Origin of the sequence: Mesorhizobium sp. M7A.F.Ca.CA.002.15.2.1, from assembly GCF_003998715.1 — a bacterium.
GTDB lineage: Bacteria > Pseudomonadota > Alphaproteobacteria > Rhizobiales > Rhizobiaceae > Mesorhizobium > Mesorhizobium ciceri.
The window spans coordinates 1-13,222 of record NZ_RZPI01000068.1 but is presented as its reverse complement, the minus strand read 5'-3'; the positions used below and the strand labels follow the sequence as shown (position 1 = coordinate 13,222).

Below are 13,222 nucleotides of genomic sequence, written 5' to 3'. Positions count from 1 at the left end.
CCTTCATGCATCTCTTGCCTCCAGCGCGCGTCGACGGCCTCTCGGTCGACGCCGGCACCGTCTCGCAGGAAACCGCCATAGCCGGCGCCTTGCTCGGCGCGATCCCGCTTCTCTTGCTCGGGCTGGGCGGCGCCGTCTTCGCGCTGATCCTGCTTGGCCTGCTGTTTGCCGCATTCCGCGCCCTTTGCTTCAACCAGATCGAGGGCCAGACCGGCGACACGATCGGCGCCTTGCAGCAGGCAAGCGAGATCGCGGTGCTGCTCGTCGCTTCCGTAGCGCTTTCCTGATCCCTTTGGCCTGATTCTCGCGGCCTGATTCCTTTTCGGAGACTTTGCCCCCATGCCCTTCAAATCCCTTAGTGAATTGCGCGCCGCCTGCCTCGACCTGCCGGCTGGCAGCGATGCCGCGGCCAATGCGGTCGCCCGCCGCCAGGACACGCTGACCAAGCCGCAAGGCAGCCTCGGCCGGCTCGAGACCATCGCCGCGTGGCTGGCGCGCTGGCAGGGCCGCGACATGCCGAAACTCGACCGCGTCAAGGTTTTCGTCTTCGCCGGCAACCACGGCGTCACCGCGCAAGGTGTGTCGGCCTATCCCTCGGAAGTCACCGTGCAGATGGTGGCGAATTTCGCTGGCGGCGGTGCCGCCATCAACCAGCTTGCCCGCATGGCCGGCGCCGAACTCGACGTCATCCCGCTCGATCTCGACCATCCGACCGGCGACTTCACCCAAGGTCCGGCAATGGACGAAGCGGCCTTTCTGGCGGCGGTCTCGGCCGGCTATGATGCGGTGACGAAGGATCTGGACCTTATCTGCTTCGGCGAAATGGGTATCGGCAACACCACGCCGGCAGCGGCCGTTTCAGCAGCCCTGTTCGGCGGCGGCGCGGAAAAGTGGACAGGGCGCGGCACCGGCGTCGATGACGCCGGCTTGAAGCGCAAGGTGGTCGCCATCGAAGCCGGCCTGAAGCGCCATGCCGCAGCCCTCGCCGACCCGCTTGCTATCGCTGCCGTGCTCGGCGGACGCGAACTGGCCGCCATCTTCGGCGCCACGCTCGCCGCCCGACATCTCGGCATACCCGTGCTGCTCGACGGCTTCGTCTGCACCGCCGCCGCAGCCCCGCTGTCGAAGCTGCACCCGACCGGCCTCGCCCACACCATCGCAGCCCATGTCTCCGCTGAGTCAGGCCATCGCGGCCTGCTCGAAGCGCTCGGCCTGCCGCCGCTGCTCGACCTCGGCATGCGGCTCGGCGAAGGCTCCGGCGCCTGCCTCGCCGTCAACATCGTCCGCTCGGCGCTGGAGTGCCATGCCCGCATGGCGAGTTTTGCCGAGGCTGGCGTTTCGGAGAAGTAATTATTCATTCCCCGTATCGGCCGACAAAGATGCCGTTGTCACGACAAAGGAGGCATCTTACCGTAACGGCGATTCTCAAATAGATTTTTGTGGATGAAGAAATTTCATCCTGCCGCAGCTGCGGTGTTATCGCCGGGGCGGTCGCTGTTGTGTTCCGTCACAGCAGCTATTCAAGTCATGGCCCGATCGACACCGGCATTTTCGTTGTCTTCCTGGTCTTCTTCTGGTGGCCCATCAGCGATTTCTCCGGGGGAAAAGACGGAATTGGCGCCAGCGATGCTGCAGCCGGGGAAAAGAGCCTTGCTTTTCGATTCGGCCGGTTTCTGAGCCGCATTTTTCAACTCGGCTAAATCGCCACAAGATCCGGATAGCGCGTTTGAAGAATCACGGTCGGACAGCCTTGCCCGAGATGCGCCAAACGCGTCTCGCTTTCAGGGTCTTTCCACCAACTCTTCTAGGAATTTGGTGGGTGCGCACAGGATTGAACTGTGGACCCGCTGATTAAGAGTCAGCTGCTCTACCAACTGAGCTACGCACCCACTCGGCCGGCAAAAACCGGCGTTGGCGGGCATATAGCCGCCACCATCGGTCCTGTCCAGCCCTGCCGGAATCATTTCCCGACAAATCGACCGAGCATGCGTTCGATCAAACGAACAGCTTGCCCTCCGCCACCTTGATTGCGTTGCCGCCGATGCGCGCCGAGGCCAGTTTTCCGCCTTGCACGGTCAGTTCGAGGCGGATGCGCGATGGCCGGCCCATCTCCAGCCCCTGCTCGATCCACAGCTGTGAAATGCCATCGGTCGGCGCGTCGAAATGCATGATGGCGCCGGCAAAGGCGGCTGCCGCCGAGCCGGTCGCCGGATCCTCATAGGAAGGCGTGCCAGGCACGATCATGCGCACATGGAAGGCGCTTTCGTGGTTCACCGTCTCGCGGCAGTAGACATAGGGGCTGGCGAAGGCCCATTCGCTCTTGCGCGGCGCCAGTTCCGACCAGGCCTGGTTGTCCAGCCGGATGCGACCCGCCGCCTCGAGATTGGCAACCGGGATGGTGACATAGGGCACGCCCGCCGACCAGAACGCGACGCGGTGATTCTCGAAGCCGATCTCATGCGGCGTCAACCCAAGCGCGGCACCGATCGCCTCCGGATCGGCATCGAGCTTCAGCGGCTCCGGCAGCTTGGCCAGGTCGAACTCGGCAAAAGTGTTGCCGTCATGCTTGCTGACGGCGCACCGCACCGGACCGATGTTTTCCTCCAGCACGAAGATGCCGGCGCCGCCCTCTTCCGCCAGTTCGGCCAGCGCGATCGCGGCGCCGACCGTCGGATGGCCGGCGAACGGCATTTCATAGTCGGGCGTGAAGATGCGGATGCGGTTTTTGTGCTTGGGATTGGCCGGCGGCAGGACGAACACCGATTCGGACAGGTTGAATTCGCGCGCGATGGCCTGCATCGCGGCCGTGTCCAATCCCTTGCTGTCGAGCACGACGGCCAAAGGATTGCCGGCCAGTCGCTCGGTCGTAAACACATCGTAAAGCAAGTAATTCCGGGTTTTCATTCCTGCCTCAATCCCAACATGGGCGAAATTTAATTTGATATTTGAACCGGTAAGCCTGATCTGTGCACAGATAGGGACATTGCGCATTATAGGGGTCCAGCGTGGACCAGATTGTCAATCTGCCAAAGACGGAATCGGATTCCGCCATCGAGACGGCGCTTGGGCTCGACCAGACAGGCCGGCGCAGATCGCGCCGTCGTGGGTGGCTCTATGCGTTGCTGGCGCTGATCGTGCTCGCCGCCGCGCTTGGCCTCTATCAATGGTATGCGGGCTCGCCGGCCAGGATTGACTACACCACAGTGCCTGCCGCCAAGGCCGACCTCACCGTCGCGGTGTCGGCGACCGGCACGTTGCAGCCACTCACCCAGGTCGATATTTCAAGCGAACTGTCCGGCATCATCCGCTCGGTCTCGGCCGAGGAGAACCAGCAGGTCAAGAAGGGTGACGTGCTGGCGACACTCGACACGGTGAAACTCGAAGTCCAGATCGAGCGCGCCGAAGCTTCGGCCAAGGCCGCCGCCGCCAATGTCGAGGACGCCACGGTTACGCTGGCCGAAAACGAGAAGGCGCTGGTGCGCGCCGCCGAACTGACCAGGCGCGGCATGGCGACCGACCAGTCGCTTGAAGCGGCAACCGCCACGCGCGACCGTTCCAAGGCAGCTCTCGACAGTGCGCAGGCCAACCTCGCCATCGCCCAGGCCGACCTCAAGGCGCAGCAGACCGACCTTGCCAAGAGCACAATCTATGCGCCGATCGACGGCATCGTTTTGACGCGCTCGGTCGATCCCGGCCAGACGGTCGCCTCCTCGCTGCAGGCGCCGGTGCTGTTCATCATCGCCGCCGATCTCAGGAACATGGAACTGGTGGCGGCGGTCGACGAGGCCGACATCGGTGCGGTCAAATCCGGCCAGCATGCCCGCTTCACCGTCGATGCCTTCCCCGAGCGGCCGTTCGATGCCGAGATCCGCGACATCTCCTATGCCTCGGTCACCACCGACGGCGTCGTCACCTACAATGCGCGGCTCGAGGTCGACAACAACGAGCTGCTGCTGCGGCCCGGCATGACCGCCACCGTTTCGGTCGTCACCAAGCAGGCCAAGGACGTGCTCACCGTGCCGGCCACCGCCTTCCGCTTTCGCCCGGTCCAGCAGGCCGCACGCGGCTGGAGCCTCAGCGACCTGTTCACCGGCCGCATGGGCCGCCCCGGCGGCAACCGCCAGCGCCAGGCCGCCACAGTGCCCACCGACGGCTCGCGCACGCTCTATGTGCTGGAGAACGGGCGTCCGCACCCGGTCAACGTCAAGATCGGCTCGACCGACGGCGAACTGACCGAGATCATTTCTGGCCTCGACGAAGGCGCACAGGTCATCACCGCGTCGCAGCAGCGGAGCTGATACCGTGGCTGCCGGTGCTGCCCTCATCACCTTCGACAAGGTCTGGAAGAGCTATGGCCAGGGCGAGGCCAAGGTGCATGCGCTGGCCGGCGTCGATCTTGCCATCCGGCGTGGCGAATTCGTCGCCATCATGGGGCCGTCCGGCTCCGGCAAGTCGACGGCGATGAACATCATCGGCTGCCTCGACACGCCGACGGCCGGAACCTATTCCTTCATGAGCATCGACGCCGGCCGCCTCGACCGCAACCGCCGCGCCATGCTGCGCAACCTCTATGTCGGCTTCGTCTTCCAGGGTTACAATCTGCTGGCCCGCACCACGGCGGCCGAAAATGTCGAACTGCCGCTGATCTATCGCGGCGTGGCCGCCCGCGAGCGCCGCGACCTTGCCATGCAGGCCCTGGCGGAGGTCGGCCTTGTCGGCCGCGAGCACCACACGCCGGCCGAACTGTCCGGCGGCCAGCAGCAGCGCGTGGCGATCGCGCGCGCCATCGTCACGCGCCCGACGCTGCTCGTCGCCGACGAGCCGACCGGCAACCTCGACACCGCCCGCACGCACGAGATCATGGAGTTGCTGACGCGGCTCAACAAGGAGCTTGGCCTGACCATCGCCATGGTCACCCACGAGGCCGACGTCGCCGACTATGCCGAACGCACCATCCGCTTCCTCGACGGCCACGTCGCCTCCGATTCCAGGAAGCTGGAGATCGCACAACCATGATCTGGGAAACCGTCCGCCTGTCGCTGCGCTCGATCCGCCGCAACGTGCTGCGCTCGTTCCTGACCTTGCTCGGCATCGTCATCGGCGTTGCCGCCGTCATTGCCATGCTCACCATCGGGTCGGGCACCACGCAGAAGGTCAAGGCCGACATCTCCAAGCTCGGCAGCAATCTGCTGGTCGTCCGCTCCGGTCGCCCGGCCGGTCCCGGTGGCCCGGGCGGGCTCGACCAGGTGGTGCGTCCGCTGGCCGAAAAGGAGCTGGCGGCGCTGGTTGCGCATCTGACTGGCGCCCGCGCCATTTCGCCGGCTTCGCAAAAGCAGGTCCGGGTCATCTTCGGCACCGAGAGCCTGACCTCGGGCGTCACCGGCACCGACAGCGCCTATCTCGATGCGCGCGACTGGAAACTGGTGTCGGGCCGCCCGTTCAGCGATTCCGAAACCCGCTCGGGCACAGGCGTGTGCCTGATCGGCGAGACGGTGCGCCAACAATTCTTCGGCGCTGGCGATCCCGAGGGCGAGATCATCCGCGTCAACCGCACCTCCTGCAAGATCATCGGCCTGCTCGAGCCCAAGGGCTATACCGGCTTCGGTCAGGATCAGGACAATGTCGTGCTGATGCCGCTGCACGCCTACCAGCGCCGCATCGCCGGCAACCGCGACATCGACAACATCTACATCGCCGCCGATGACCGCACGCCGACCAGCGAGTTGCAGCCGCGCGTCGAGGACATTCTGCGCGACGCCAGACGCATCACGCCCGATCGTGAAAGCGATTTCGCCATCCGCGACATGACCCAGATCGCCGACGCCATGGCCAGCGCCACCACCACCATGACCGGCATGCTGGGCGCCGTCGCCGGCGTCAGCCTGCTGGTCGGCGGCATCGGCATCATGAACATCATGCTGGTGTCGGTCACCGAACGCACCCGCGAGATCGGCATCAGGCTCGCCATCGGCGCGCATGAAAAGCACATCCTCATCCAGTTCCTGGTCGAGGCGACGGTGCTGTCGCTGCTCGGCGGCATTATCGGCATCCTGATCGGGCTGGCGCTGGCCGGCCTCGCCGCGGTGACGCTGACCATCCCGTTTGCGCCGAGCCCGGCGGTGATCCTGCTCGCCGTCGGCTTTTCCGCCCTGATCGGCATGGTGTTCGGCTTCTTCCCGGCGCTGCGCGGCGCCAGGCTCGACCCGATCGACGCACTTAGGCACGAATAGGGCAACCGGCCGAAACGCGGCCGGCGCTCAGACCGGTTTTGCACAGCCTTAGACGTTTCCACCCTACCCGCCACTGTCGCCGCGCCGTTCATGATGCTAGGGCAATTCACGCTTGGGTGGAGGAATAGCTAATGAGCAAGAAGGCACGACTGATCCTGACGATGGTCGTCATCGAGGCCGTCCTTGCAGGCATCTGGTGGTATCGCGCCCGCTTCGGCATGGCCAATCCCGATCGCGTCACAGCCGATTTTCAGGCAGTCGTCGGCCAGACCATGGGAATGGCGATGGGCGGTTTGCTCGGCATCGGCTTCATCCTGTTCCTCGTCGCCGCCCGCAACGATCGCAACGCGGCACAGAACAAGACGCGCCCTTAACTCCCGTTTGCGAAATGCCACTCGATCAGCGGCTTCATGTGCGGTGACAGGCCGACCGGCAGGTCGGCGGCATGGCGGATGATCACTGGCCCGTCGATCTCCGGCTCGGTTTCGGTGGCGACGAAGGCTGAGATGCGCTGGGCGATCTCGTCGGCGGGCGCCGCCGCGTGGTAGCGGCGGAAGATCACCGTGCCGCTGTTGGTCGACATGGCGTGGTAGCGTTTGCCGCGTTCCGCGGCTGACAGGTCAAGACCGGTTTCCTCGCGCACTTCGCGGATCATGTTGAAATCGACATCGACCAGGCCATCGCGAAAATCGACCGGCTCGAATGAGCCGGCGGCAAAATAGACGCGGCCGGCGTTGACCGTGTGCGGACCCATGCGGATCGCCACCAGCGCATTGTCGGCAGCCACCAGCATGGCATGGGCATAGGCATGCTCGGCGCCCGAATTCTCGCGCCGCTTCCGCCACAGCATGAAAGTCGAATAGTTGACCGCATGGCAGCGGCCGGCGAGACGGTTGTCGCGGTAGGCAAGCTGCGACAGCAGCACCACCATGCCGTCGAACAGCGCCGGATTGGCAGCGATTTCGTGCTGCCAGTTCTCGGCGATCGCCTCTGCATTGTCCCTTGCGAACGGGTGCGGACCGGGATCGAGCCGGACGTCGATGGCGTCGACCGGCAGGATGACGTTGCGTGGCAGGTCGAAACTCATGCGTCAGGTCATGTCCAGCGTGATCGCCACCGGGCAATGGTCCGACGCCTTCGGCCGGTCCCAGCCGGCACGCGGAAAGCGGTCGACCTCCTGCCCCGGCGGAAAAATGGTGCGCCAGGGCTGGCCGTTGCGGATGATGTCGGGAACAGCCGTCGCGTTGCTGGCGGCGAGCCCCTTCGACAGCAGGATGTAGTCGAGCTGGCACAGATGCCGCTCTTCCGGTCCGCGCGTGTGGTAGAAACTCCAGCGGTTCATCTCCGGCCGCCGCTCGACGACGTTTTCGCAGAAGCCGCCGGCCGTCAGCACGTTGATGCAGGACAGGGCTTCGTCGACCACCTCGAAGCGATAGCCGTCGATCGCATCGCCGGCCACCTTCACACGCTGGCGGTAATCGTTCATGTCGCCGCAGATTGCCCAGCGTTTGTCGGCGGCATAGTCCTTGCCGAAGCGCTCCTCGATGATGCGCCGCACGGCCTGCGCCTCCGCGATGCGCACCGGCATCGTCGCCTCGCGCCCGTCGAGCCCGTTGCGCGGCGAACCCATCGACTTGAAATGCACGAGATAGAGCGTCAGCGGCACGCCGCCCACGGTGACGTCGATCTCCAGGCAGTCGCGCCGGAAAATGCGCTCATTGGCCTGATTGCCCAGTGCCTCGAGTTCCGGCGTGTGCAGCCCGAACTGCTCGTAGGTGACATAGGCGTGGCTGGTCATGCGCACGAATTCGATCGGCTGGCCCTGGGCGGTCTCATTGCGCATCATCACGGCAACGTCGATGCCGCGTGAATCATTGCCCGATGTGGTGTATTTCTGCCGGTAGCCCTGCCCCACCATCTTGAACAGATAGCCATATTCGAAGGCCTTCAGCGCCTCGATGTTGTCGACCTCCTGCATGCAGATGATGTCGGCCCGGGTGGCAGCGATTGCCAGCGCCGTCAGCTGGCGCGTGTCGTCGGATTGGGCGATGGCGCGGGCCTGCTCCAGCATCCTGTATTCCGCCTCGCTCTGGATATCGAACAGCGCCAGCGTTCGATCCTCGTTGAGCTGGTTGCGATAGCCGGAATAATCGAACCTGTTCATCAGGTTCTCGACATTGAAGGTGGCAAGGCGCAGCGACATGCCATGACCTTTGCCCGCAAGTGCTTCGGAAAACAAGCGCGCAGGATCACCATCTGAGATCGATTGGTCTTGGGCGCGTTCGCGTCATGGTTGACGGAACCTTTCCGTTCATCCGCCGTTCAGATGCAAACATCCATTGTTGCCCCATTCCTCGGGTGGGCGTGGGGCCTGTAACTCTTGGAGAGTGCAATGAATTCGCTCTTTTCTTCCACGGTCAAATCGGGGCTGCTAGCCCTGGGTATCCTCTCCGGCGTCACGGCACCGTCCGCCGCCGGCCCGATCATGCAACCGGACCTGTCGATTCCCACCAGCACCGCGGCGCCGAATGTCACGCCGGTCCGCGACAGCTGGGCGGGCGGCAACAACAACCGTCAGTTCAACAACGACAATTGGAGATGGCGCCGGTCGGGCAATTGGGACGGCGGCCGTCGGCACTGGCACGGCGGCGGCGGTCACTGGAATGGTGGAGACAACTGGCGTTGGCGCCATGGTCGCCATCACTATCGCGGCGGCCGTTACTACGATGATGGCGCGAGTGCCGCGATCCTGGGCCTTGGCCTGGGGCTTGGCCTCGGCAGCATGTACAACAACTACGACTACTATGACCGGCCGGCGCCGCGCCGCTACTACCGCGCGGGACGGCTTTCGAGCGCCCATGTCCAATGGTGCTACAACCGCTACCGGTCGTACCGGGCCTACGACAACACGTTCCAGCCCTACAACGGCCCGCGCCAGCAGTGCTACTCACCCTATTGATGGGCTGGCCCTGTAGCTGAGCTGACCGACAGAATGAAAAAACGGCGCCACGTGGCGCCGTTTCTTGTTCATGGAAGCTGCTATTTTCGAGCGCTTGTGGATTTCGCTCAGTTCTTCGCCTTGTCGACCAGCTTGTTTTTGGAAATCCACGGCATCATCGCGCGCAGCTTGGCGCCGACTTCCTCGATCTGGTGGCTGTCATTGTTGCGGCGGATGCCCTTGAAGCGGGACATGCCGGCGCGGTACTCCTGCATCCACTCCGAGGTGAATTTGCCGGTCTGGATGTCCTTCAGCACGCGCTTCATCTCGGCCTTGGTCTCGGCGGTGATGATGCGCGGACCCGAGACATATTCGCCCCATTCGGCGGTGTTCGAGATCGAGTAGTTCATGTTGGCGATGCCGCCTTCATAGATCAGGTCGACGATCAGCTTGACCTCGTGCAGGCACTCGAAATAGGCCATCTCAGGCGCGTAGCCGGCTTCCACCAGCGTCTCGAAACCGGCCCGGATCAGCTCGACCAGGCCGCCGCACAGCACGACCTGCTCGCCGAACAGATCGGTCTCGCATTCCTCGCGGAAATTGGTCTCGATGATACCCGAACGGCCGCCGCCGACGCCGCAGGCGTAGGACAGGGCCAGGTCGAGCGCATTGCCCGAGGCATCCTGGTTGACGGCGACCAGGCACGGCACGCCGCCGCCCTTCTGGTATTCGCCGCGCACCGTGTGGCCGGGGCCCTTCGGGGCAATCATGACGACGTCGACCGTCGACTTCGGCTCGATCAGGCCGAAATGCACGTTGAGGCCGTGCGCGAAGGCGATAGCGGCACCATCGCGGATGTTCGGGGCGATCTCGTTCTTGTAGATGTCGGCCTGCAGTTCGTCCGGCGTTGCCATCATCATCAGGTCGGCCCACTTGGCCGCGTCCGCCACGCTCATCACCTTGAGACCGTCGGCCTCGACCTTCTTGGCGGTTGCCGAGCCGGCCTTGAGGCCGATTGCGATCTCCTTGGCGCCGGAATCCTTGAGGTTGAGCGCATGCGCCCTGCCCTGGCTGCCATAGCCGATGATGGCGACCTTCTTGCCCTTGATCAGATTGAGATCGGCATCACGATCGTAATAGACGCGCATTTTGTCTTCCTTCCCGTTTATAAATCAGAGCATGATGCCGAAAAGTGTGAAGCGGTTTTCGGACGACATCATGCTCTATCTTCTTGATTTAGAGACGAATTCAGATTTCAGGTCGACTTGACCTGAAATCATCCGGCTCTAGGGCCTTGCGGCCGGTTGTTGCTCCATGAAGAGCGAGAAACTGCTGCGTCGCCCGCGCGGCATCGCCGCCGATCGCCGCCTCAGTCAATTCCAGCCGGTCGCCGAGCAGCAGACGGATCTGCACATCGCGGGCGACCAGCCCGAAAAAGGTGCGAAACGCCGTCTCGGCATCCGCGAAATCCAAAAGCCCGGTCCGTCGGCCGGCCTCGAGCACCGGCTTCAGCCGCTTGGCCAATGCGAAGCGGCCGTTCTCCAGCACCACGGCGCCGAGATTGTCCTTGCCGGAGCCCGCATGGCTGACCGCCACCCGATTGAGCGCGATCGACGTGTCGCTGGAAATCACCTTGAGCCAATCCGAGGCGAAGCGCTCGAGGCTCGCGGTCAGCGAGGCAAGATCGAGCCCCTTGCGGTCGACCGGTGCCACCCGCACTTTCGAGGCCTGCCATTGCACCGTCGCTGTCAGCAGCCCGTCGCGGTCGCCGAACCATTTGTAGAGCGTTTCCTTGGAACAGCTGGCGCGGCGCGCCACGGCGGTCATGGTCAGCTGGTCGCCCTCTTCGACCAGCAGCCGCAACGCCGCGTCGAGCACGGCCTTCTGCCGCTCTGTCAGCGCTTCGCTGGTGTCGATGTCAGGCACGATGTGCAACACGCTCTTCTCTCGAAAGGTCGGCATTCCCGATAGGCCGTACCGTACGTTACGGTTCGGCATATTGCGCGATCCGAGGCCGTGCGCAAGAGGACGAGAGCAAAATATCTGCAAAAATGGACAGGCGCTGGCGCGACAGGCTCGCTTAATCGCTGGCTGGCGGATGGCGCAACCGTCCAAGCAGTGCCGAGACCATGGTCAGCTCATCCGCCGACAGTTTGGCGCCAACCAGTTCGGCGATCGAGCGTCCGTACACAGCCCACATCTGGCGGCGTATGTCTCGCCCCTTGGCCGCGATGCGGATGGTCTGGCCACGGCCGTCATCGGCCACCGGCAGTTTCTCGACGAGCCCATCGGCCTCGAGCCGGGCCAGCAGGCGCGAAATGTTGTATTGGGCGAACAGCGTGCGCTCGATGAGCTGGAACGGCCGCAGCCCGCCCTCGCCCGCCTCGGCGAGTTCATGCAGCACGTCGTACCAGGCAAGTGGGGGCAGACCGGCGGCCTTCAACGCCTCTTCGGCGCTCTCCATCAACTGGCGCGATACGCGCATCAGGCGAGCCCAGGCCTTGATGGCTTCGGGCGAAGGCGCGGCTTTCTCGGTCATGGCGCACCTTAGACGATAGATGCAATTGCATCAAGCTTGACGATCAATGCATATGCATCTACATAGATGCAATTGCATTAATCAGGGAAAGCCAATCCGATGAAACACGAAATCTGCAAACGCGCCGACAAGCTCATTCTCGTCAGCCATCACCTCTGCCCCTATGTGCAGCGCGCCGCGATTTCGCTGGCCGAAAAGGGCGTGCCGTTCGAACGCGTCGATATCGACCTCGCCAACAAGCCGGACTGGTTCAAGGCGATCTCGCCGCTCGGCAAAGTGCCGCTGCTGCGCGTGCAGCGGAATGGCGAGGAAACGGTGATCTTCGAATCGGCCGTCATCCTGGAATTCCTCGAAGAGACGCAGGCCAATCCCCTCCACCCGGCCGAGCCCTATGCCCGCGCCCGGCATCGCGCCTGGATCGAGTTCGGTTCGGCAACCCTCAATGCCATCAGCCGGTTCTATTCAACATCGACCGAGGCCGGCTTCCTTGACGAATCCAGCGCGCTGTCCGCCATGTTCGACCGTCTCGAAGCCGAGTTGGCGGACGAGCCTGGCGGCCCCTGGTTCGCCAGCAAGCACTTCTCGCTGGTCGACGCCGTTTACGGTCCGGTCTTCCGCTATCTCGATGTCTTCGACCGGATCGGTGATTTCGGCATTCTTGACCGAAAGCCCCTCGTCCGCGCATGGCGCCGGGCGTTGAGTGAACGCCCGTCGATCAGGCAAGCCGTGGCGCCGGACTACCCGCAGCGCCTGCATGCCTTCCTGCGGGCAAAGGGATCGTACCTTTCGAGCCTCATTGGCCAAAACGATCCGGCCACCGCGCTTCGACCAGTCCTATCCGCTTGAACGGATCGATTACGGTGCCGGCCACCATCGAGGCGAGAAACTGCGGCGCCGGCGGGATTTTTGCCACCGTCGCCACCAGCCTGTCGCGGATGAAGGGCAGCGCCACCGAATCCGACTGGTAGAACGGCGTGAACGCCAGCGACAGCGCCTGGAAGATGCGGACATGCCAGCGCCGCGCCCTCGCATAGGCTTCAAGTGCCGCTTCGACACTGTCCGTCCGCGCCAGCGCATGGCTGAGCGCCGCGGCGTCGAGCAGCGCCATATTGGCCCCTTGCCCGAGCTGCGGGCTGGTCGAGTGCGCCGCGTCGCCGATGATGGCCAGCCGCCGCCCAACCGGCCGCTTCATCGTGTGGTGGCCATAGCGCGCCAGCGAGAGCTGGTCGAAACTGTCGATCTGGCTGACATACGCCTCGCTCTGCGGCCACAGCCGGATCACCCTCTCCTTCCAGGCATCCAGGCCCCGGACGCGCACCTCATCGGCGTCCGACGGCTTCAGGCTCCAGAAGAAGGCCGCCATCTTTTCAGCGCCCGGCTGCGGCCGGCCGATCGGCAGCACGCCGATCATCACGCTCGCTCTGTCGTAGCGTTGCAGCAGCGCGCGCTCATCGAAACCGTCGCCGCGCCAGCCAAGCGAGGCCCAGAACGCGCCATAGGTGAGCGGTCGTGGCT

At 64.1% G+C, this 13,222-nt stretch carries 16 protein-coding genes and 1 tRNA gene; 9 read left to right on the top strand and 8 right to left on the bottom strand.

Annotated features, from left to right (window positions below):
* From ENZ74_RS06740 to ENZ74_RS06730, 3 genes are all read left to right on the top strand, one after another.
* Positions 1 to 287: adenosylcobinamide-GDP ribazoletransferase (locus ENZ74_RS06740; RefSeq protein WP_206522261.1), on the top strand; the 287-nt coding region annotated here is incomplete at its 5' end.
* 52 nt (positions 288 to 339) lie between these two features.
* Positions 340 to 1,350 carry a nicotinate-nucleotide--dimethylbenzimidazole phosphoribosyltransferase gene (gene cobT / locus ENZ74_RS06735; RefSeq protein ID WP_063168250.1) on the top strand — a complete coding sequence of 337 codons (1,011 nt, stop codon included), beginning with the start codon at positions 340 to 342 and terminating at the stop codon, positions 1,348 to 1,350.
* An 89-nt stretch (positions 1,351 to 1,439) separates the two neighbouring features.
* Positions 1,440 to 1,700, top strand: a complete 261-nt coding sequence (locus ENZ74_RS06730) for a hypothetical protein (RefSeq protein WP_063168251.1) — start codon at positions 1,440 to 1,442, stop codon at positions 1,698 to 1,700.
* Positions 1,701 to 1,813: 113 nt separating this feature from the next.
* Here the strand turns inward: ENZ74_RS06730 and ENZ74_RS06725 are convergent.
* Together ENZ74_RS06725 and ENZ74_RS06720 are read right to left on the bottom strand one after the other, a co-directional pair.
* A tRNA-Lys gene (locus tag ENZ74_RS06725) sits at positions 1,814 to 1,889 on the bottom strand.
* Positions 1,890 to 1,995: 106 nt separating this feature from the next.
* Complete coding sequence (locus ENZ74_RS06720) at positions 1,996 to 2,904, bottom strand: PhzF family phenazine biosynthesis protein (protein WP_063168252.1); 909 nt, start codon at positions 2,902 to 2,904, stop codon at positions 1,996 to 1,998.
* Between the two features lie 101 nt (positions 2,905 to 3,005).
* Here ENZ74_RS06720 and ENZ74_RS06715 point away from each other — a divergent pair, with 101 nt between their 5' ends.
* The 4 genes from ENZ74_RS06715 (at position 3,006) to ENZ74_RS06700 (ending at position 6,604) form a co-directional block, all read left to right on the top strand.
* On the top strand, positions 3,006 to 4,298 hold the full coding sequence (locus tag ENZ74_RS06715; protein WP_063168253.1) for an efflux RND transporter periplasmic adaptor subunit: 1,293 nt from the start codon (positions 3,006 to 3,008) through the stop codon (positions 4,296 to 4,298).
* Positions 4,299 to 4,302: 4 nt separating this feature from the next.
* Entirely contained in the window at positions 4,303 to 5,016 is a 714-nt protein-coding gene (locus tag ENZ74_RS06710; RefSeq protein ID WP_063168254.1) for an ABC transporter ATP-binding protein, read from the top strand.
* Positions 5,013 to 6,230, top strand: a complete 1,218-nt coding sequence (locus ENZ74_RS06705; RefSeq protein WP_063168255.1) for an ABC transporter permease — start codon at positions 5,013 to 5,015, stop codon at positions 6,228 to 6,230. The genes ENZ74_RS06710 and ENZ74_RS06705 overlap by 4 nt, the downstream gene beginning before the upstream one ends.
* Before the next feature lie 131 nt (positions 6,231 to 6,361).
* Positions 6,362 to 6,604 carry a hypothetical protein gene (locus ENZ74_RS06700; protein WP_127312703.1) on the top strand — a complete coding sequence of 81 codons (243 nt, stop codon included), beginning with the start codon at positions 6,362 to 6,364 and terminating at the stop codon, positions 6,602 to 6,604.
* On the opposite strand, the gene ENZ74_RS06695 is transcribed toward ENZ74_RS06700, so the two are convergent.
* Positions 6,601 to 7,317, bottom strand: coding sequence for a hypothetical protein (locus ENZ74_RS06695; protein WP_063168256.1), 717 nt, complete (start codon positions 7,315 to 7,317; stop codon positions 6,601 to 6,603). The genes ENZ74_RS06700 and ENZ74_RS06695 overlap by 4 nt on opposite strands.
* Positions 7,318 to 7,320: 3 nt before the next feature.
* Complete coding sequence (locus tag ENZ74_RS06690) at positions 7,321 to 8,433, bottom strand: endonuclease/exonuclease/phosphatase family protein (protein WP_013531067.1); 1,113 nt, start codon at positions 8,431 to 8,433, stop codon at positions 7,321 to 7,323.
* A 189-nt stretch (positions 8,434 to 8,622) separates the two neighbouring features.
* Here ENZ74_RS06690 and ENZ74_RS06685 point away from each other — a divergent pair, with 189 nt between their 5' ends.
* The gene (locus ENZ74_RS06685) at positions 8,623 to 9,189 is read left to right on the top strand and encodes a BA14K family protein (RefSeq protein ID WP_013531066.1); all 567 of its coding nucleotides are present in this window, start codon (positions 8,623 to 8,625) and stop codon (positions 9,187 to 9,189) included.
* 107 nt (positions 9,190 to 9,296) lie between these two features.
* On the opposite strand, the gene ilvC is transcribed toward ENZ74_RS06685, so the two are convergent.
* From ilvC to ENZ74_RS06670, 3 genes are all read right to left on the bottom strand, one after another.
* Entirely contained in the window at positions 9,297 to 10,316 is a 1,020-nt protein-coding gene (gene ilvC / locus ENZ74_RS06680) for a ketol-acid reductoisomerase (RefSeq protein WP_013531065.1), read from the bottom strand.
* Between the two features lie 100 nt (positions 10,317 to 10,416).
* Positions 10,417 to 11,130 (bottom strand): TetR/AcrR family transcriptional regulator, encoded by a 714-nt coding sequence (locus tag ENZ74_RS06675; protein ID WP_244514306.1) that lies wholly within the window; start codon positions 11,128 to 11,130, stop codon positions 10,417 to 10,419.
* Between the two features lie 118 nt (positions 11,131 to 11,248).
* Positions 11,249 to 11,707, bottom strand: coding sequence for a MarR family transcriptional regulator (locus tag ENZ74_RS06670; protein ID WP_063168257.1), 459 nt, complete (start codon positions 11,705 to 11,707; stop codon positions 11,249 to 11,251).
* 99 nt (positions 11,708 to 11,806) lie between these two features.
* Here ENZ74_RS06670 and ENZ74_RS06665 point away from each other — a divergent pair, with 99 nt between their 5' ends.
* Positions 11,807 to 12,553: a glutathione S-transferase family protein gene (locus tag ENZ74_RS06665; RefSeq protein WP_127312702.1), complete on the top strand. Its 747-nt coding sequence runs from the start codon at positions 11,807 to 11,809 to the stop codon at positions 12,551 to 12,553.
* On the opposite strand, the gene ENZ74_RS06660 is transcribed toward ENZ74_RS06665, so the two are convergent.
* A partial coding sequence (locus ENZ74_RS06660; RefSeq protein WP_164760961.1) for an NAD(P)/FAD-dependent oxidoreductase occupies positions 12,501 to 13,222 on the bottom strand: 722 nt, incomplete at its 5' end. The two genes, ENZ74_RS06665 and ENZ74_RS06660, sit on opposite strands and share 53 nt — an antisense overlap.

Coding starts and splice junctions, on each gene's coding strand:
- cobT (WP_063168250.1), top strand. CDS start 340: ATGCCCTTCAAATCCCTTAGTGAATTGCGCGCCGCCTGCCTCGACCTG.
- ENZ74_RS06720 (WP_063168252.1), bottom strand. CDS start 2,904: ATGAAAACCCGGAATTACTTGCTTTACGATGTGTTTACGACCGAGCGA.
- ENZ74_RS06705 (WP_063168255.1), top strand. CDS start 5,013: ATGATCTGGGAAACCGTCCGCCTGTCGCTGCGCTCGATCCGCCGCAAC.
- ENZ74_RS06700 (WP_127312703.1), top strand. CDS start 6,362: ATGAGCAAGAAGGCACGACTGATCCTGACGATGGTCGTCATCGAGGCC.
- ENZ74_RS06695 (WP_063168256.1), bottom strand. CDS start 7,317: ATGAGTTTCGACCTGCCACGCAACGTCATCCTGCCGGTCGACGCCATC.
- ENZ74_RS06690 (WP_013531067.1), bottom strand. CDS start 8,433: ATGTCGCTGCGCCTTGCCACCTTCAATGTCGAGAACCTGATGAACAGG.
- ENZ74_RS06685 (WP_013531066.1), top strand. CDS start 8,623: ATGAATTCGCTCTTTTCTTCCACGGTCAAATCGGGGCTGCTAGCCCTG.
- ilvC (WP_013531065.1), bottom strand. CDS start 10,316: ATGCGCGTCTATTACGATCGTGATGCCGATCTCAATCTGATCAAGGGC.
- ENZ74_RS06675 (WP_244514306.1), bottom strand. CDS start 11,130: ATGCCGACCTTTCGAGAGAAGAGCGTGTTGCACATCGTGCCTGACATC.
- ENZ74_RS06670 (WP_063168257.1), bottom strand. CDS start 11,707: ATGACCGAGAAAGCCGCGCCTTCGCCCGAAGCCATCAAGGCCTGGGCT.
- ENZ74_RS06665 (WP_127312702.1), top strand. CDS start 11,807: ATGAAACACGAAATCTGCAAACGCGCCGACAAGCTCATTCTCGTCAGC.